At 64.3% G+C, this 18,653-nt stretch carries 14 protein-coding genes; 3 read left to right on the top strand and 11 right to left on the bottom strand.

The annotated features are described in order from the left end of the window. Positions 1–28: 28 nt before the first annotated feature. The 3 genes from rpoZ to BW934_RS11040 all read right to left on the bottom strand — a co-directional run bounded on the left by rpoZ (position 29) and on the right by BW934_RS11040 (position 4,002). Complete coding sequence (gene rpoZ / locus BW934_RS11050) at positions 29–232, bottom strand: DNA-directed RNA polymerase subunit omega (RefSeq protein WP_407639960.1); 204 nt, start codon at positions 230–232, stop codon at positions 29–31. Positions 233–342: 110 nt separating this feature from the next. Next, complete coding sequence (locus tag BW934_RS11045; protein WP_084182577.1) at positions 343–1,218, bottom strand: YicC/YloC family endoribonuclease; 876 nt, start codon at positions 1,216–1,218, stop codon at positions 343–345. Between the two features lie 63 nt (positions 1,219–1,281). Beyond that, positions 1,282–4,002 (bottom strand): calcium-translocating P-type ATPase, SERCA-type, encoded by a 2,721-nt coding sequence (locus BW934_RS11040; protein WP_076348066.1) that lies wholly within the window; start codon positions 4,000–4,002, stop codon positions 1,282–1,284. A gap of 164 nt (positions 4,003–4,166) precedes the next feature. On the opposite strand from BW934_RS11040, the gene BW934_RS11035 reads away from it, so the two are divergent. The 3 genes from BW934_RS11035 (at position 4,167) to BW934_RS11025 (ending at position 8,604) form a co-directional block, all read left to right on the top strand. After that, on the top strand, positions 4,167–5,951 hold the full coding sequence (locus BW934_RS11035) for an Rqc2 family fibronectin-binding protein (RefSeq protein WP_076348064.1): 1,785 nt from the start codon (positions 4,167–4,169) through the stop codon (positions 5,949–5,951). Between the two features lie 14 nt (positions 5,952–5,965). Next, entirely contained in the window at positions 5,966–7,261 is a 1,296-nt protein-coding gene (locus BW934_RS11030; RefSeq protein WP_084182576.1) for a Glu/Leu/Phe/Val family dehydrogenase, read from the top strand. 86 nt (positions 7,262–7,347) lie between these two features. After that, positions 7,348–8,604 (top strand): MFS transporter, encoded by a 1,257-nt coding sequence (locus BW934_RS11025; protein ID WP_076348062.1) that lies wholly within the window; start codon positions 7,348–7,350, stop codon positions 8,602–8,604. A 1-nt stretch (position 8,605) separates the two neighbouring features. On the opposite strand, the gene BW934_RS11020 is transcribed toward BW934_RS11025, so the two are convergent. From BW934_RS11020 to pyrR, 8 genes are all read right to left on the bottom strand, one after another. After that, complete coding sequence (locus tag BW934_RS11020; RefSeq protein WP_076348060.1) at positions 8,606–9,865, bottom strand: NAD(P)/FAD-dependent oxidoreductase; 1,260 nt, start codon at positions 9,863–9,865, stop codon at positions 8,606–8,608. A gap of 101 nt (positions 9,866–9,966) precedes the next feature. Continuing rightward, positions 9,967–10,626, bottom strand: coding sequence for an orotate phosphoribosyltransferase (gene pyrE / locus BW934_RS11015; protein WP_076348058.1), 660 nt, complete (start codon positions 10,624–10,626; stop codon positions 9,967–9,969). Continuing rightward, positions 10,619–11,374, bottom strand: coding sequence for an orotidine-5'-phosphate decarboxylase (gene pyrF / locus BW934_RS11010; RefSeq protein ID WP_234969743.1), 756 nt, complete (start codon positions 11,372–11,374; stop codon positions 10,619–10,621). Before pyrF ends, pyrE begins: the two co-directional genes overlap by 8 nt. Next, positions 11,367–14,615 (bottom strand): carbamoyl-phosphate synthase large subunit, encoded by a 3,249-nt coding sequence (gene carB / locus BW934_RS11005; protein WP_076348056.1) that lies wholly within the window; start codon positions 14,613–14,615, stop codon positions 11,367–11,369. Before carB ends, pyrF begins: the two co-directional genes overlap by 8 nt. Beyond that, on the bottom strand, positions 14,608–15,714 hold the full coding sequence (carA, locus tag BW934_RS11000) for a glutamine-hydrolyzing carbamoyl-phosphate synthase small subunit (RefSeq protein ID WP_076348054.1): 1,107 nt from the start codon (positions 15,712–15,714) through the stop codon (positions 14,608–14,610). The genes carB and carA overlap by 8 nt, the downstream gene beginning before the upstream one ends. After that, complete coding sequence (locus BW934_RS10995; protein WP_076348052.1) at positions 15,711–17,006, bottom strand: dihydroorotase; 1,296 nt, start codon at positions 17,004–17,006, stop codon at positions 15,711–15,713. Before BW934_RS10995 ends, carA begins: the two co-directional genes overlap by 4 nt. Continuing rightward, the gene (pyrB, locus tag BW934_RS10990; RefSeq protein ID WP_234969742.1) at positions 17,003–17,956 is read right to left on the bottom strand and encodes an aspartate carbamoyltransferase; all 954 of its coding nucleotides are present in this window, start codon (positions 17,954–17,956) and stop codon (positions 17,003–17,005) included. The genes BW934_RS10995 and pyrB overlap by 4 nt, the downstream gene beginning before the upstream one ends. Further along, on the bottom strand, positions 17,953–18,486 hold the full coding sequence (pyrR, locus tag BW934_RS10985) for a bifunctional pyr operon transcriptional regulator/uracil phosphoribosyltransferase PyrR (protein WP_076348050.1): 534 nt from the start codon (positions 18,484–18,486) through the stop codon (positions 17,953–17,955). Before pyrR ends, pyrB begins: the two co-directional genes overlap by 4 nt. Positions 18,487–18,653: the final 167 nt, after the last annotated feature.

The following is an 18,653-nucleotide window of genomic DNA, read 5'->3' as shown; positions in this document are numbered from 1 at the left end:
CTGCCTCCTCGCCTGACACGAAGCTCCGTCACTCGCCGCCCAGGTTCTTGCAGCGAACGACGCCATCGTGAATCTCCCAGAGCGCGCGGCTGACGTTCCGCGTCGTGGACGCGCCTGGTTGGTTGAGCGTCTCGTTTTGCAACTTGCGCGCACGCTTCGCGGCGAGCACGACGAGCGCGTACTTGCTGTTGCACCGGTCCAAAAGGCGATCAATGGACGGATAGATCAACAACGGTCACCCCATATCGATATCTCCGCTCGGTGAGCGGAACTTGGATTTCCTCGTTACACGGCGCTTCCTTATATTCTACATCCGGCGCGCGACAAAGAAAAGGTCATCCCTTATTCAACGTTTTGCGCCTGCTCGCGCAGCTTTTCCACCAAAGCCTTCATCTCCACAGCCCGGCTGCTGATCTCGCGGTCCTGCGATTTGGCAGCGAGGGTATTCACCTCGCGATGCATTTCCTGCACGAGAAAGTCGAGACGCCGCCCGACGGGCTCGCTTCGGGCGAGATCGGACCGGAAGGCCGCGAGGTGCGCCTCGAGCCGAACCAACTCCTCGTCGATGGCGACGCGTTCCGCGACAAGGGCCACTTCCTGCGCGAGGCGAGACGGGTCCACACTGACGCCGATTTCCTCGACTCTCGCCAGAAGCACCTCCCGATACGCCGCGACCGAGGCCTTGGCCCGCTCCCGGACGGCCGAGGCGTGCGCCGCCAAATCGTCGAGATAGGTCGCGCACGCCTGAGCTAAGTCGCGCCCTTCGCGCTCTCGCATGGCGACGAGAGCATCGAGCGCCTCATGCACGAGGCCGACGAGCGAAGCGGATGCTTCGTTCTCCGAGAGCGTCGCCGGCCGAACCGTGACGACGCCGGGGAAGGTCAGCCACTGGCGGGCTGCCCGCGGATCGAACGGGACGCCGAGCTTGGCGCACAGCGCGCGATCCGCCTCGATGAGCTCGTCGACAAGCCCCCAGTCGACGTGCACTTGGCCCAAGGCGCCCTCGCCTGCCTGAGAGACGATGATGTCCAGCCGGCCTCTGTGCACCCGCTCCCTCACCGCGTTGCGCACCGCCGGCTCGGCAAACGACCAATCCCGGGGCAGCCGGACCGCGACTTCGAGGAAGCGATGATTGACGGACTTCACTTCCACCACCACGTCGTACGGCCCGACACGCCCCTCCGCCCGGCCAAATCCCGTCATGCTGCGAATGCCCACGCCCACGCCTCCCGACTGGCCTGTTCTGTTCAGGATTGTAGCGATGGCCGGGGCAATTGGCAATTAAGCCGCCTGGTCGGAGCCGGATCGCTGCTGGAACTTATGGAGCTGGTTTCGCCCCACGCGGCGCACCGACAGGGCAAACGAGGGAACGGCGGCGGCGACAAGCACGATGGCCCAATCGCGAATGCCGAGCGGGACGGTATGAAACACCTCCGCCATGCGCGGGACGTACATCGTGCAGGCGAACAAGGCGATGGACGACAGCACCGCCAGGAGCAGCCACACGTTTTCAAACGGGTTGCGGCGCAGGATGCCGCCTTCGAGGCTCCGCGAATCGAAGACCAGGATGAGCTGGGCCATCGTCAGTGTCGCGTAGGCCATGGTCTGTGCGCGCGCCAGCTCGGCACCCTCGTGCATCGACCACGCGAACACCGCGAGCGTCGCGAGGCCTATCAGCACACCCCTGGACAGAATCTTCACCGCCATGCCGCGGGCAAAAATGCCCTCATGCACGTTGCGCGGCGGCCGGCTCATGATGTCGTCCTCCGGATCGTCGACCCCGAGCGCGATGGCCGGGAGGCCGTCGGTCACGAGGTTGACCCACAAAATTTGAATGGGTGTCAAGGGCAGCGGCCATCCTGCGAGCATCGCCAAGAACATCGTCAGGATTTCGCCCACGTTGGACGCCAGCAGGTACCGAATGAACTTTTTGATGTTGTCGTAGATGGCGCGGCCCTCTTCCACCGCCGCCACAATGGTCGCGTAGTTGTCGTCAGCCAGGATGAGGCTCGACGCCTCCTTGGCCACGTCCGTGCCGCTTCGCCCCATGGCGATGCCGATATCCGCCTGCTTGATGGCGGGCGCATCGTTCACGCCGTCCCCCGTCATCGCCACGACCTCGTGGTTCGCCTGAAGCGCTCGGACGATGCGCAGCTTGTGTTCGGGCGTCACCCGCGCGTAGACGTAGGTGTCTCGCACGAGATTCGAAAGCCTTTGATCGTCCATCGCCTCGAGGTCCGCGCCCGTCAGCACGCGCCCCCCTGGCGGCAGGATGTCCAGCGCTTTCGCAATGGCCGTGGCCGTCGCCTGGTGATCACCTGTGATCATCACGGTGCGGATGCCCGCCGATTTCGCCTTCGCAATCGCCGCTTTCGCCTCGTCGCGCGGCGGATCGATCATGCCGCATAGCCCGACAAACACGAGCTCCGACTCCCAATCTGCGCTGCGCGCCTCCTCCAGGGTGCGGAACCGGCGATATGCGAATCCAAGGTTGCGCAGCGCCTGGGAGGCCATCTGCTCATTGGCCGCGAGGATCTGTTTGCGCAAGGTCTGGCCGAGCGGCTCCTCGCGGTTGCCGAGAAGCACGTGCGTCGAGCGCCCCACCAGCACATCAGGAGCACCCTTGACGAAGGCGTACCATTCCTCGCCAGCGCGCACCAGGACGCTCATCATCTTCCGATCCGCGTCAAACGGCCGTTCGTCGATGCGCTCGTATACGGTCTCGGGGCGCTTCAGCCCGGCTTTGTGGGCGAGCACGAGCAGGGCGATCTCCGTCGGATCGCCCTTGATGGACTGCGGGAGCGATCCCTCCTCGTTCGGCTCAAGGTGGGCTTGGTTGCAGACCGCCGCAATGTCCACCAGGCTCTTGAGCGCCGCGCGCCTGCCCGGTTCCACGCGCCTTCCGCCGACCATGAACTCACCCTGAAGCTGGTGGCCCGATCCCGTCACGTCGACGTAGATGCCGTCCGCATAGATCCGCGTGACGGTCATTTTATTTTGCGTCAGCGTACCGGTTTTGTCGGAGCAGATGACCGTCGCGCAGCCCAGCGTTTCGACGGAGGGCAGGCGGCGAACAATGGCGTTACGCTTGATCATCCTCTGTACGCCAAGCGCGAGCGCGATGGTGACAATGGCCGGCAGGCCTTCGGGAATGGCTGCGACGGCGAGCGAAACGCCTGCGAGGAACATCTCATAGAGCGCGTGCCCGTGCAAAACGCCCGCCACCACCACCAGGACGGTGATGCCCAACGAAATCCACACGAGCGTCTTGCCCAGCTGGTCGAGCCGCTTCTGAAGCGGTGTCTCCTGATCCTCCGACTGATCGATGAGATCCGCGATTTTCCCCATCTCCGTCTGCATGCCCGTGGCCGTGACCACGAATTCCGCGCGTCCGCGCGTCACCATCGTTCCCATGTAGACCATGTTGATTCGCTCGGCGAGCGGGCTCTTGGCGGGGACGCGCACCCGCGGATCCTTGGCCACCGGCACGGACTCGCCGGTGAGCGCCGACTCCTCCACTTCAAGCGATCTGGCCCGAACGATGCGCCCGTCCGCCGGGACGCGATCGCCGTCTTCCAAGAGGACGATGTCCCCCGGTACCAACTCCTTCGCGGAGACTTCGACGACGGCGCCCTCGCGGCGCACCTTCGCCATGGGCGCGGTCAGCTCCTTGAGGGCCTTCAGCGACTTTTCCGCGCGCACCTCCTGGACGAAGCCCAAGATGCCGTTGAGGACGACGATGGCGATGATCGTGATGGCATCGGTATATTCGCCGAGCAAACCCGAGATGAGCGTGGCCGCGATGAGGACGAGGGTCATGAAGTCGCGAAACTGGTTGAAAAATACGGTCAACAGCGACACTTTGTTCCCATCGTGCAACAGATTGAGCCCATGCACCTCGCGCCTGCGCGCCACTTCTGCCTGCGAAAGACCGTCGAGCGACGTCTCCAGGCGAGCAAGGCATTCCGCCTCACTTTCTGCATGCCACGTGTGTTGTTCCACCGAGGACACCCCTTCGTCAACTTGTCTCGTAATCATCTATGCGCGGGCCGGGCGGAACATGTCCGACGGCGCCCGCGCGGTTCCCGAACCCGCTCGTCAAGAAATCACCGATCCCATTTGGGGAAACTGCGGTATACTGGCTTCGTGAGAGAGGAGCATCGAGCGTGGACGGTTGGACCTTGCGCCGCCTCGCGCGCGAACTCGACGAAGCGCTGCGGGGTGCACGGATCGACAGAATTTATCAGCCAGGCGAGCGCGACATCGTCCTCGCCGTCCGCTCGGCAACACTTGGCGCGCGGCGGTTGTTTTTGTCCGCTCATCAGCAATCCGCGCGCGTCCATTTCCTGGCCGACGAGCGCCCGGACAACCCAGCTGCGCCGCCGATGTTCTGCGTGCTGCTGCGGAAACACATCGAGGGCGGCCGCATCCTGAGCGTGCGTCAGCCTGGATGGGACCGAGTCCTCGAGATGAGCGTCGAAGCGCTGGACGATCTCGGCGACCGCCGCACGTACGCGCTCGTCTGCGAACTGATGGGCCGCCACAGCAACATCGTGCTGACCGAGGTGCAGGCCGATGGGCGCCGGGCCGTGATCGACAGTGCGGTGCGCGTGACCGAGGACATGTCCCGCTACCGCGCCGTCTTGCCGGGGGTTGTCTACCTTCCGCCTCCGCCGCAGCCGAAAAAGCCGTTGGAAGACTGCGGTCCCGATGACTTTCTCGGGCTGGATCCGGATTCCGGAAGCGCTCGCGCCAATCAGATGGCCATCGTGGAAAAGTTGGCTGGCACGGGGCCGGTGACCGCTCGTGAGATCCTTCACCGGACACTCACGAGGACGGGGCGCATTGCCCCTGAAGCCGTGTACGAGACCGCCGTGGAGTTGATGGCCGCTGTCGACGAGGGGCGCGAACCCGCCTCCGTCGGATTGGATGATGTCGGGCGTGCCGTCGAATGCGCCCCGTTTCAGCTCACGTCGCGCCCTCGTTTTGCGCCCTGCGACAGCATGAACGAAGCCATTCGGCGCTTGTTCGCGGACGCCGGCGAGGCGCTGCGCCAATCGCGGTTGGCTCGGGAGCTGGAGCGCGCGACGCGGGAACACATGGACCGACTGCGCGGCAAGCTCGTCCGCCTTGAGCAAGAATGGCAAGAGGCGCAGGACGAGGAGGACCTTCGGGTCAAAGCGGAGCTTTTGACTGCCTATGCCCACGCCGTACCGCGCGGAGCAGCGGAGGTTGAGCTGCCCAACTACTATGAGGACAACCGTCCCCTTCGCATCGAGCTGGATCCGGCGCTCGACGCCATCGCGAACGCTCAGCGCCTCTTTCGCGTCGCGGCGAAACGAAAGCGGGCGCGGCAGTGGATTGAGGGGGAACGCCAAGCCACGCTGCGCGATCTCCGGTACTTGGAGGACGTGTTGCAGGCGCTGTCGGACACGTCGCTGGAGAACCTCGAAGACGTGCGCCGAGAACTCGAAGCGCAGGGATTTCTGGCGCAGGCATCCCGGCGAGTCGGCGGAAGCAAGCGGGGAGCGCGCGAATCCGCGCCGCACGCATTCATGTCGAGCGATGGCTTCGTGATTCGCGTGGGGCGCAACAACGTGCAAAATGACCGCTTGACGTTTCGCAAGGCCGACAAACGCGACCTGTGGCTGCACGTGAAGGATGCGCCGGGATCGCACGTGGTGATTGAACGCGGCCAAGCGGAGGAGGTTCCGGAGCGAACCATCTGGGAAGCCGCGGTGATGGCCGCGTATTTCAGCCGGATGCGCGACTCGGCGAACGTGCCGGTCGACGTGACGGAAGTGCGCCATGTGTGGAAACCCAACGGCGCCCGGCCAGGTTTCGCGCTGTACGACCACCAAAGGACCTTGTTCGTGACGCCGGAGCGATCTGAGGTGGAGCGCATTCTGTCCAGACCCATCGCGAAGAGCGAAACGAGCGATTCCCGCTGAAGGAGAGATCGACCATGTCGCAAGAGCAGCAAGTGAATAAACGCCTGATCGTCGGGGCAACGAAGCCAGCACATGACACGAACATCCTCACCAACACGCAGGCCACCATCCGCGAGGCGCTGGACCGCCTTGGGTATGAAGAGGCCGTGTATGAGCTTTTGAAGGAGCCCATGCGCGTGATGACCGTTCGAATTCCGGTGCGCATGGACGACGGCCATGTTGAGGTGTTCACAGGTTACCGTGCGCAGCACAACGACGCGATCGGCCCGACCAAGGGCGGTGTGCGGTTTCACCCGGACGTCACCTTGGACGAGGTCAAGGCGCTTTCCATCTGGATGTCCCTGAAGTGCGGCATCTTCAACCTGCCCTACGGCGGTGCGAAGGGCGGCATTGTGTGTGACCCAAGGAGCATGAGCCTGGCAGAGCAAGAGCGGCTGGCTCGCGGCTACGTGCGCGCCATCAGCCAAGTGGTGGGGCCTGCCAAGGACATTCCAGCGCCCGACGTGTACACGAACAGTCAAATCATGGCGTGGATGTACGATGAGTACAGCCGCATTCGCGAGTTCGACTCTCCCGGCTTCATCACGGGTAAGCCGCTTGTGCTCGGCGGATCGCGCGGCCGCGAGTCGGCGACGGCGCTCGGCGTGGTGGTGGCGTTGCGGGAAACGGCGGAACGCATGGGCAAAAAGCTGTCGGAGCTTCGCGTGCTCGTTCAGGGCTTTGGCAACGTGGGTTCCAACGTGGCGAGGATTTTGCATGAGCTCGGCGCGACGGTCGTGGGCATCAGCGACGCAAACGGCGGTGTGTACAACGAAAACGGGTTGCCCATACCGGAACTCATCGAGGAGAAAGACTCGTTTGGCATGGTCACGCCGCGCCTTTCAGGCGTCATTTCAACCGAGGAATTCCTGACGAAACCGTGCGACGTGCTCGTTCCGGCCGCGCTGGAAAACCAAATTCACGAAGGCAATGCGGATAAAATTCAGGCGAGCCTCATCGTCGAAGCGGCCAACGGCCCAACGACCCCGGAGGCCGACCAGATCCTCCACGAGCGCGGAATCGTGGTGGTCCCCGACGTGTTGGCCAACGCGGGCGGCGTGACCGTGTCGTACTTCGAATGGGTGCAAAATAACCAAGGCTTTTATTGGACGGAAGAGGAAGTCAATCGTCGCCTCGAGAATATGATGGTGCAAAGCGTGCATACCATCCTGGACACGGCGGAACGGTACGACGTGCTGCCGCGCATGGCCGCGTACATGGTGGGCATCCGGCCGTTCGCGGAAGCCATGCGCTGGCGCGGTTGGGTTTGAAGATCGAGATGCATTAAGGCCAACGAAATTATGGGGCGCGGCGTGGCCGCGCCCTTGCGCTGGGGATGAGCATGAGGAGCGCACACTTGGGTCCCGAAGACATCGTCACCCGGCTCGGGATGCAGATGAAATGGAAGACGTGGTGGAACTTCCGAATCGATTTTGGCGGCTCGGTCCTCTTCGCACTCTTTAATGTTGTCGTGAACCAATTTTACGTGCCCATGGCCATTCGCCATGGAGCCTCCAACCTCGAAGTGGGACTCTTGACGGCCGCGCCGGCCATCGGCATGCTCTGGTCCCCGGTGTGGGCCAACTTCATGCGGACCCGTTCACCGAAACCGTTTGTCCTTTGGCCACTGGTGGTGGGCCGGATGTCCGTCCTCATCGCGGGTTTTGGGTTGACGCCGGGCGCCTTCTTGGTGACTTCGTTCATCGTCAACCTGATGAACGGGATCCAGGCACCCGCGTATCCTGCCCTTTTGGCGCGCATGTATCCTCCGACACTCCGCGGCAGGCTCATGGGGTATGTGCGCGTCGCGCAGGGCACGCTTCTCATCCCCTTGGCCTATCTCGTCGGTCAATGGAGCCAACATCAGGGTGACCGGTGGCCGCTCGTCGGCGCAGCCGTCATGGGAACCTTGTCCGTCCTTCTCTTCTCTCGCGTGCGCGAGGTGGAATCGCCCGGAGAGGGGCTGAGGTCAGACGAGCAAGGTCACAGGCTCCTCCAAATCTTCGGTCATTGGCACGTCGCCCGCAGCAGCCGGCCGCTCGCCATTTTCCTCATGGCGACGATGGCCACGGGCTTTGGCAACTTGCTCGCCGGTCCCATCTACCAAATCTATCAGGTGCATACGCTCAACCTGTCGAACGCCGAGATTGGCGTCACGCGCGTCCTGTATTACGTGGCGCTTTTGGTGGCGTACTTCGTGGTGGGTTGGGTCATCGATACGTGGTCGCCTCGCCACGCCATGTTTATCGGCATGTCGGCGTACGCCTTGGCGCCGACGCTCTATGTACTCGACGGATCCTACGGGGCGGTCATGGCCTCCTGTGCCCTCCTCGGCGTCGGAGATGCGGTGTGGGACATCGGCTGCATGGCGTACATCTTCCGCGCCGTACCGGGTCGCGAAGCGGAGGCCTTTGGACTCCACTTCCTTCTCTTCGGCATTCGCGGCGCCATGGCGCCCCTCATCAGCACGGCCATGACCCACGCGATGTCGCTGACCGACATCTTTCTCGTCGCCATGGGCATCTGCGCGCTTGGCATCGCCATTTTCGCCATGCCGCCAACCCCGCGGGCGCCCTCGCGCGCTGTCGAGGCGCCGCAGGCCGGCACGCCGTGAGTCACCAAACGGCCCCGGCCACGCGCCGCACGGCTCGACGCCAAAGCGCCAATCTGCCCGGCTCGAGTTCGTCATCGCCAGGCTCTGCCTTCCCTGCGATGCGCCGCGCGAGCACGTCGGCGAGAACGGCGTAGCAGACCGTTCCATTTCCGCCATAGCCCAGCGAGCAAAAGGTGCGCCGCCGACTAGGGTACCTCCCGGCGATGGGCCAGCCGTCCACCGTCGACCCAAACGTCGATGCCCAGCGAAACTCCACCGAAAACGGCTTGAGGCCTGGCAAAAGTTCGCCAGCCAGGCGAGCCAATTCGCGCGCGCGAACATTCAGGTCGCCGTCGCGCACTGGCCCGTCAGGCACGGGTCGATCGAGTCCACCCACCACGATCCGCCCTTCCTGCGTCGTCCGCATGTAGAGGTACGGCCGCGCGGTCTCCCAGATCATCGCGCCCTGCGGCCAGCCTGTGAGATCCGTCAGGGGCTCCGAGGCGATGGCGTAGGTGCAGCCCAGGGAGACGCCCGGCAGTGGGCGTGTCCGCTGAAACGCGTAACCGGTGGCGACAATGGCCGCGCGGCCTTTTGCGCGAAAGCCGCGATCCGTCTCCAGGATCACGTGCTCCCGGTCCTCGTCCAGCCTGACGACTGCTGTGTCCTCGAAGATCCGAACGGCGCCGCGATCGACCAAGTCGCGGAACAGGGCGAGCGTGAGTTTCAGCGGGTTCACTTCTGCATCGCCGTACGTCACGAGCGCCGCCTCCCGGCAAATGCCCAGCGTGTTTTCCACTTCATGCCGTCCGACGACGAGTTCAGCGGCGAACCCGGCCTCCGCGAGCGCTCGGGCTTCCTCCTTCAAGCGCGGGACGTGGGCTGGAACCGAGGCATAGCAAATGCTCATGCGATCGGCAAATTCCACGTCTTCCGGCAGCCGCTTGGCCATGCGCCTGAGCCGCTCCACGCCCTCCCAGCACCTCCGGTAGAATCCCACCGCGCGCCTGCGGCCGTGCAGGAGAATCATCTCCGACAAGGGCATGTCGTTGGCGTACTGCAGCAGCCCCGTGTTTCCGCGCGTAGAGCCCATGCCGATCTGGTGGCGTTCCAAAACGATGGCCGAGAGTCCCCGTTCGGCGAGCTCCCAAGCTGCGGTCGCGCCGCCGATGCCTCCACCCACGACGATCACGTCGGCTTCGACATCCTGAGCGAGCGGCGGATATCGCTTCACATCGGCAACCGATTCTGACCACAACGTGCGGCCCGTGTGCAGCTCCACGTGAGCCCCTCCTTCGCCTGACCGATAGCATGTCCTGTTCAGGCGAGAAAGACACAGGCGGCCTGTGGACTTCGCGCCCACAGGCCGCCGCGGCGTTCAGCTCACATGCCGTAGGTATCCGGAGACTTCCGCCAGCGCATCAAGAGCGCCACGTCCGATTCTTGAATATCGCCGCGCTCCAGCGCCACCTGAACCAGCACTTCGTAAGGCACGAGCCGGTACGCGGGAATGCCCGTTTCTTCGGCCCGCTTGGCGGCGACGTCGAAGTCGTAGGACAGAATGGTCAAAATCGCCATCACATCCACGCCCGCATCGCGCAGCGCTTGCGCGCACTGATAGGCGGATCGGCCCGTGGACAGCGTGTCCTCAATGACCACCGCCTTCATCCCCGGGCGCGCGTAGCCCTCAATCTGCTTGCCTCGGCCGTGCGACTTGGGCTCGGCGCGGACGTAGGCACACGGCAGCCCGAGCCTGTCGGCCAACATGGCCGCGTGCGGAATACCGCCCGTTGCCGCACCGGCGATGAGTTCGACCGCCGGCAGCTCGTAATCGACGATCGATTCAAATCCCGAAACCACCTGACTGCGCAGGAGAGGGTATCCGAGGATGAGCCGATTATCGCAGTAGATGGGCGACCTCCACCCGCTCGACCACGTGAACGGCTGATGTGGCCGCAACTCCACCGCGCCGATCTGCAAGAGCCCCTTGGCGATCGTATAGGACAAGTCGTCGTATTCGACGGTGAACGTCGGTTCACTCATGGTTCAACCCCTCCTTCACGGCACGAAGGTAGCGCGCGAGCACGGCGACGGGATCACCTGCCTGCGTGAGCGCGCGACCGAGCACGAGCCGGCTGGCCCCGTGGCGGATGGCCTCATCCGGCGGCATCACCCGGGCCTGATCGTGCGCATCATCATCTGTCAGGCGAGTGCCTGGGACGACGCGCTCGAACGAGGGCGGAACCATCTCCCGGAGCATCGCTAGCTCCTGCGCTGAGCACACGACGCCGTCCAGGCCAGCCTGCAGCGCCTGTTCCGTCAGGTGGCGGACCCACGCAGCCGGCGTGACCGCGAGCCCCATGGCCCGGAGGTCCGCGTCGTTCAGGCTCGTGAGCACCGTCACACCGACGAGAAGCGGCCGATAGGGCGATCCGTCCACGGCCTCCCGCGCCGCCGCGAGCATCCGCGGGCCGCCTGATGCGTGCACGTTCACCATTTCCACAGGATACTGGGCAATGGCCCGGAGCGCGCCCGCGACGGTATTCGGAATGTCGTGGAGTTTGACGTCGAGGAACACGCGCAGATTGAGCTTGAGCAGCGACTCCACGAACCGCATGCCTGCTCGGTGGAACAGCTCCAGTCCGACCTTGTACCCGTCGACCACGGGCGACAGGCGGTCGACGAATTCCAGGGCGCGCGCCTCGGAATCGACGTCAAGCGCGACGTAGATGCGCCGGCGGGCCTCGTCGAACGCGGGCGAGGCGAGCTCCTGCAAAAGCGCCTCAGACACCCTGTTCACCCCCCTGCCCTGGGACGGGATCGCCAAGCGCCATGGTCTGGAAGTGGATGAGCTTCATGATGTCGAGCACCGAGCGCACGGTGTCGAGCGACGTGAGGCACGGCACCCCGTGCTCCACCGCTGTGCGGCGAATGCGGAAGCCGTCTCGCTCGGGTTTGAGACCCTTCGTGAGCGTGTTGATGACCAGCTGGATCTTGCCCTGGCGAATGTCGTCGGCGAGATTCGGCGTGCCCTGCGCCAACTTGTTGACGACGCGCACCTCGAGCCCCCGATCGCGCAGGTACTTCGCGGTCCCTTCGGTGGCCGCCAGCCGGTAGCCGAGGCGCGCGAACTCACGCAGCAACGGGTAGGCCTCCGGCTTATCTTTGTCCGCGATGGTGGCGAGGACGGTGCCGTGCGCCGGGATGGCGATCCCGGACGCGATGAGTCCCTTGTAGAGCGCCTTTTCGTAGACGAGATCGCGCCCCATCACCTCGCCCGTCGACTTCATTTCTGGGCCGAGGCTGATGTCGACCTGATGCAGCTTCGCAAAGGAAAACACCGGCACCTTGACGGCCACCGCGGGCGATTCGGGCACGCGGCCGCTCGTGTACCCGAGGTCCGCAAGTTGACCGCCGCACACGGCGTGCATGGCGAGCTGCACCATGGGCACGCCTGTGACCTTCGAGAGGAAGGGCACCGTGCGCGATGACCGCGGGTTCACCTCGATGACCTCCACCTGGCCGTCGTGCACGATGAACTGAACGTTCATCAGCCCGCGAACGCGAAGGCTCCGCGCGATGCGGATGGTGTGATCCTCGATGACCCGCTTCACGTCTTCGGTCAGGTTCTGCGGCGGATAAACGGCGATGGAGTCGCCGGAGTGCACGCCTGCGCGCTCAATGTGCTCCATGATGCCCGGGATGATCACCGTCTCGCCGTCCGAGATGGCGTCGACCTCCGCCTCGATGCCATTGACGTACCGGTCGACGAGGACAGGGTGTTGCTGCGACACCTCGACGGCCTCTTCCATATACTGCAACAATTCATGGGTGCTGGTGATGATTTGCATGGCTCGCCCGCCAAGCACGTAGGATGGGCGGACCAGCACGGGATACCCGAGCGATTCGGCCGCCTCGACCGCTGCCTCGACGGTCGTCACCGTTCGACCTTCCGGACGCTGAATCCCGAGCTCTGTCAGCAACGCGTCAAATTTCTCGCGGTCTTCCGCCGCATCGATGCTTTCGCGCGACGTGCCAAAGATCCGCACGCCGGCGTCCGCGAGCGGACCGGCCAGATTGATGGCCGTCTGCCCGCCGAACTGCACGATGACCCCTTCCGGCTGTTCCCGGTCGATGACGTTGAGGACGTCTTCCACGTCGAGCGGCTCGAAGTACAGGCGATCCGACGTGCTGAAGTCCGTGGAGACCGTCTCCGGGTTGTTGTTGATGACGACGGCCTCGTACCCCTCCCGCTGCAGGGCCCACACCGCGTGCACCGTGCAGTAGTCGAACTCGATGCCCTGGCCAATGCGAATGGGCCCGGAACCCAGGACCACCATCTTCTTTCGCGGACTCGCCTCGACCTCGTCTTCGCGCTCGTACGTGCTGTAATAGTACGGCGTGGTCGCGGCGAATTCGCCTGCGCACGTATCGACCATCTTGTACACAGGGACGATGCCCCGGCTTTTGCGCCAAGTGCGGATGGCCATCGGATCCGCCTTGAGCAAGCGGCCGAGCTCCCGGTCGGGAAACCCGTTGCGCTTCGCCTGTTCAATCAAATCGCGGTGCTCATCCAAGAGGTCCTCAACGGGCACGCGCGGATTAGCGATGGAGGCAATCCTTTGCTCCAAATCCACGAGCGCCTCGAGGTGCCAGAGGAAGAACCGGTCGATCTTCGACCACTGGTGAATCTGCTCGACCGACACCCCGCGCCGCAACGCCTCGGCGATGGCAAACAGGCGATCGTCATCCGCCACCCGGATTTTCTTCTCGAGCTCCATCTGCGACCAGGTTTCGGCCTGCTTCGTCCATAGGCTGTAGGCGCCAATTTCCAGGCTGCGAATCGCCTTCAGCAGCGATTCGCCAAACGTGCGGCCGATGGCCATGACTTCGCCGGTCGCCTTCATCTGCGTGCCGAGCGAGCGGTTGGCGCTGCGAAACTTATCGAACGGCCAGCGCGGAATCTTCGTCACGATGTAGTCCAGCGCAGGCTCAAACGCGGCATACGAATCCTGGGTCACGGGGTTTTTCAATTCCGCCAATCGATAGCCGACGGCGATTTTCGTCGCAATTCGCGCAATCGGATAGCCTGTCGCCTTGGAGGCGAGCGCGCTGGAGCGGCTCACGCGCGGATTGACCTCAATGACATAGTACCGGGAGGAATGGGGATCCAGAGCCAGCTGCACGTTGCATCCGCCCTGGATGCCGAGCGCGTGGATGATCTTCAGGCTCGCATCGCGAAGCATCTGATACTCTTCATCCGACAGCGTCTGACTGGGTGCCACGACGATGGAATCCCCCGTGTGGACGCCCACCGGATCGATGTTCTCCATGTTGCAGACGACGATGGCGGTGCCGTCCGCGTCGCGCATGACCTCGTACTCAATTTCCTTAAAGCCCGCGATGCTCTGCTCCACGAGCACCTGGTGAATGGGCGAGAGCGTCAGGCCGCGATCGACGATTTCGTGATACTCTCGCCAGTTGGAGGCAATGCCACCGCCCGTTCCACCGAGGGTGTACGCGGGACGAATGATGATGGGAAAGCCCACTTCCTCCGCGAACGCGTCCGCCTCCGCCTGATTCCGCACGATGGCGCTTTTGGGCACAGGCTGCCCGATGTCCTGCATGAGCTGCCGGAACTTTTCCCGGTCTTCTGCCTTCTCGATGGCCTCGAGCGGCGTGCCCAGCAGTTCCACGCCCTCCGCCTCCAAGACGCCAGCCTCCGCGAGCTGAACCGCCATGTTGAGCCCCGTCTGCCCGCCGAGCGTGGCGAGGAGGCCATCCGGCCGCTCCTTGCGAATGATCTGCGTGACAAACTCCAGGGTGATGGGCTCGATGTAGACGCGATCCGCCATGTGCTCATCCGTCATAATGGTGGCGGGGTTGGAGTTGACGAGGACGACCTCATATCCCTCTTCCTTCAGCGCCTGACAGGCCTGCGTGCCGGCGTAATCAAACTCGGCCGCCTGCCCGATGACGATGGGCCCCGAACCAATGACCATGATTTTGCGAATGTCCGTCCGCTTAGGCATGCGCAAAACGCCCCTCTCTCACGCGCGTCATGAGGTCGATAAATTCGTCGAACAGGTAGCGAGCGTCGCTCGGCCCGGGCCTCGACTCGGGATGGTACTGAACGCAGAAGACGGGCTCATGCCGATGCACCATGCCCTCCACGGTCCCGTCGTTCAGATTGATGTGCGTCAGTTCAAGCGGGGTGTTCCGCAGGGAATCCGCATCGACGACGTAGCCGTGGTTTTGCGATGTGATGTCCACGCGCCCGGTGCGCAAATCCTTGACCGGGTGGTTCGCCCCGCGGTGACCGAACTTCAACTTGCGCGTCTTGGCGCCGCAGGCGAGCGCGATGAGCTGATGCCCCAGGCAGATCCCGAAGATGGGCACCTTCCCGATGAGCCCCCGCAAGGTCTCGACGGCATACGGCGCGTCCTCCGGATTGCCCGGTCCGTTGGACAGCATCACGCCGTGCGGCTTCCACCGAAGCACGTCCTCCGCCGTCGACGTGGCGGGCACGACGATCACGTCGCAGCCGCGCTCCAAGAGCGAGCGGAGGATCCCGGCCTTCATCCCGTAATCGATGAGCACAACCCGGTGACCCGATCCCGGCGCCCGATACACGGTCTGCGTGGTGACCTGCGCGACCGCGTCGGGCACGAGCGCCTCATCCATGCGCGCAAGCAGTTGCTCGACCGGCAGATCTTCGGTGGTCACAACGCCAGGCATCGCGCCCACGGTGCGGATGGCCTTGGTCAGTTCCCGCGTATCAATGCCTGCGATCCCGACGATTCGATGTTGCACGAGATACGATTCGAGCTTGTCGACCAGCTTGTAATGCGACGGCCACTCACAAAAGGTCCGCACGGCGAAACCGCGCACGTGCGGGTGGCGGCTTTCCACGTCGTCCACGTTGACGCCGTAGTTGCCGATCAGCGGGTACGTCATGGTGACAATCTGCCCGTAATACGAAGGATCCGTCAGGATCTCTTGATAGCCCGTCATTCCTGTGTTGAACACGACTTCTCCGAAGCGCGTTCCGGCCGCGCCGAAGTTCACGCCCTCAAACACGAGGCCATTTTTCAACACCAGCCGCGCCTTTCGCCGCCCGTCCTGCATCATGACAACCGCTCCTCTCCCTCGCAAAAGATCGCGCGCCCCGCGCGAATCGTCTCGACCACTCTTCCGAACACCTCTCGCCCCGCGAAGGGCGTGTTGCGACCCTTGGTGTAGAACTCGCTGGGGTCGACCCTAAAGCGCCTGCCCAGGTCGACGAGCACCAAGTCCGCCCGCGCACCAGGGCGAATCTGTCCGCCCTGCAGCCCGAAAAGTTGCGCCGGCCGCGCGCTCATCGCCGCAACGAGCCTTCGCATCGGCACCAGCCCCTCGCGCACCAGTCCCGTGTAAAGCACAGCAAACGCGACCTCCAAGCCCACCATGCCAAAGGGCGCCTCGTCCATCCCCTTCGCCTTCTCATCCGGATGATGCGGGGCGTGATCGGTCGCGATCACGTCGAGCGTCCCGTCGGCGAACGCCGCCAGACACGCGCGCCTGTCTTCCTCGGCGGCAATCGGAGGATTCACTTTCCACACCGCGTCCGGCCCGTCGATGTCGCGCTCCGACAAAAGCAGGTGATGTGGCGTCACCTCGGCCGTGACGCGCACGCCGCGGGCCTTGGCGAAGCGGACGATGGCGACGGACGCCTCGCGGCTCACGTGGCACACGTGCAGGTGCGCGCCTGTCTCCTCAGCCAACAGCACATCTCTGGCGATCATGGCGGCCTCGGCACTGCCCGGCTGCGCCGAGGTGCCGAGTCGCGCCGCCGCGCGCTCGTGCAGCGCGCCTCCCCGCGAGATGGACTCGTCCTCCGCGTGGATCATCGCCGGCTTGCCCAGCGAACGAAGTTCCACCAGGGCTTGCCGCATCAGGCCGCCGTCTTGAACGCCGCGGCCGTCGTCCGAGAACCCCAGCGCGCCCGCCTGCGCCAGCGATGCGTAGTCCGCAAGGCGCTCGCCGGCCTGGTCCGCCGTCAGGCAGGCGATGGGATGCACCTCGGCTTTGCCAATCGCCGCGCCGCGGCGGCGGATATCCTCGACGATCTCGGCGCTCGCGATGGGAGGCTTGGTGTTGGGCATGCAGGCCACTTGCGTGAATCCGCCGGCAGCGGCCGCCTGCAGCCCGCTTGCAAGCGTCTCCTTATGGGTCAGGCCGGGATCGCGCAGGTGGACGTGCACGTCGATGAAGCCGGGCAGAACCGACAGTCCCCGAATGGAGCGCACCACGTCCGCCTGAATCGCCGAAGCATGGCCAATCGCTACAATTTCCCCGGTCTCGTCGTCGTACGCGACGCTTGCCTCGATGAAGTCCCCCAGGCCGGTATCCCACACGCGGCCCTCGTCCAGCCGCACTCTCATCGCTCATCGCCTCCCAGCATGGCGTCAAGAAGCGCCATGCGCATGTAAAGCCCATTTTCGACCTGGCGGAAGTACGCGGCCCGAGGATCGCTGTCCACTTCCGGCGCGATTTCTCCCACGCGCGGGAGCGGGTGCAGAATGCGCGCGTGATCGGGCAACAGGGCGAGGTGGCTCACGGTCAACGCGTACAGGCTGGCCGCTTTGGGATCGACCTCGCCAGCCAGGCGCTCGAACTGAATCCGCGTCTGATACACGACATCGGCGCCGTCAATGCAAGACTCGATGTCGGGTGCGCGCTCGAGGGAGAGCCCGGCTTGCGCGAGTTCCTGGGCGAGATCGTCCGGCAAGCCGAGCGGCGCCGGGTGGAACAGGCGAACGCGCACGCCCGGAAATTTCGCCAGGAGGCGCAGGAGGGAGTGGACCGTCCGGCCGTACTTGAGGTCTCCCATCACAGCCACGGTGAGATGATCGACGCGGCCCACTTCGCGCCAGATGGTGTAGACGTCGAGCAGCGCCTGCGTGGGATGCTCCCCGCTGCCAGCGCCCGCATTGACGATGGGCACGGGCGAGTAGAGCGCGGCTCTGTCCAGCTCGTCCTGATCGTGGTGGCGGATGACGATGGCGTCCGCGTAACAGCCGACCACGCGAAACACGTCCTCGAGCGTCTCGCCTTTCTTGGAAGACGACGTCTCGCGCGCGTTTTCGGCACCCACGACGCTGCCTCCGAGCCGCAGCACCGCAGCCTCAAACGACAGGCGCGTGCGGGTGGACGGTTCGTAAAACAGCGTTGCGACAATTTTTCCTTGAAGCCGCGATCGCGCCTCGTCTCGGCTCTTTCCGCGCAGCCACTCGGCGCGCTTGATGAGCTGCCAGATGAGGGGCACGTCGAACTGGTTCACGGTCAACGCGTGGAACAACGCCTTGTTCATCTGCACCGCCACCGCGCTCACGCCCTTCCTTCCGCTATCCATACGCCGTCTACGCCGTCCACTTCCGCGAGGCGCACGATGACCTGCTCGTCTCGCGCCGTCGGCACGTTTTTCCCGACAAAATCTGGCCGAATGGGGAGCTCGCGGTGACCGCGATCCACGAGCGCCGCGAGCTGCACGCATCGCGCCCGCCCGGCGCGCATCATGGCGTCGAGCGCTGCGCGCACCGTGCGCCCGGTGTACAGCACATCGTCGACCAGGATCACTTTGCGATCCGCCACGTCGATCTCGGGGGCCGGCGCATCGGCCGCCACGGAGCGGTCGCGATCGTCCCGGTACGGCCGCGGATCGAGCCGATGACAAGGCACCCGCTGGCCCTCGATTTCGAACAGTTTCCTGCCAAGCCGCTCGGCGAGAATGGCACCGCGGGTGACGATCCCGACGAGCACGACATCGTCAAGCCCCTTGTTGCGCTCGAGGATCTCGTGCGCCATCCGCGTGAGCGAGCGGCGCATCGCCGCTTCGTCCATAATCTGCGTCTTTTGAGCCACAGATTTCCCTCCCAGGCACCGCGCTCGTCGGCACGAAAAAAGGCCGCCTCTCCGCGAGAGGTGGCCAACATCCAGGAGACATGCGCTCGTGCGCCCGTCTCCCCAACGTCCGACTCCTTACCAACCTCACGGGATTGGTTTAAAGGCAGTGTCCATGTTCAGTTCGA

Source organism: Alicyclobacillus vulcanalis (assembly GCF_900156755.1).
GTDB lineage: Bacteria > Bacillota > Bacilli > Alicyclobacillales > Alicyclobacillaceae > Alicyclobacillus > Alicyclobacillus vulcanalis.
Note: the sequence above shows the minus strand (reverse complement) of the source record. Positions and strands in the feature narration are given on the sequence as shown.

Bases quoted from the DNA above. Each gene is read 5' to 3' on its own strand.
- BW934_RS11030 (WP_084182576.1), top strand. From the start codon at position 5,966: ATGTCGCAAGAGCAGCAAGTGAATAAACGCCTGATCGTCGGGGCAACG.
- pyrE (WP_076348058.1), bottom strand. From the start codon at position 10,626: ATGAGTGAACCGACGTTCACCGTCGAATACGACGACTTGTCCTATACG.
- carB (WP_076348056.1), bottom strand. From the start codon at position 14,615: ATGCCTAAGCGGACGGACATTCGCAAAATCATGGTCATTGGTTCGGGG.
- carA (WP_076348054.1), bottom strand. From the start codon at position 15,714: ATGATGCAGGACGGGCGGCGAAAGGCGCGGCTGGTGTTGAAAAATGGC.
- BW934_RS10995 (WP_076348052.1), bottom strand. From the start codon at position 17,006: ATGAGAGTGCGGCTGGACGAGGGCCGCGTGTGGGATACCGGCCTGGGG.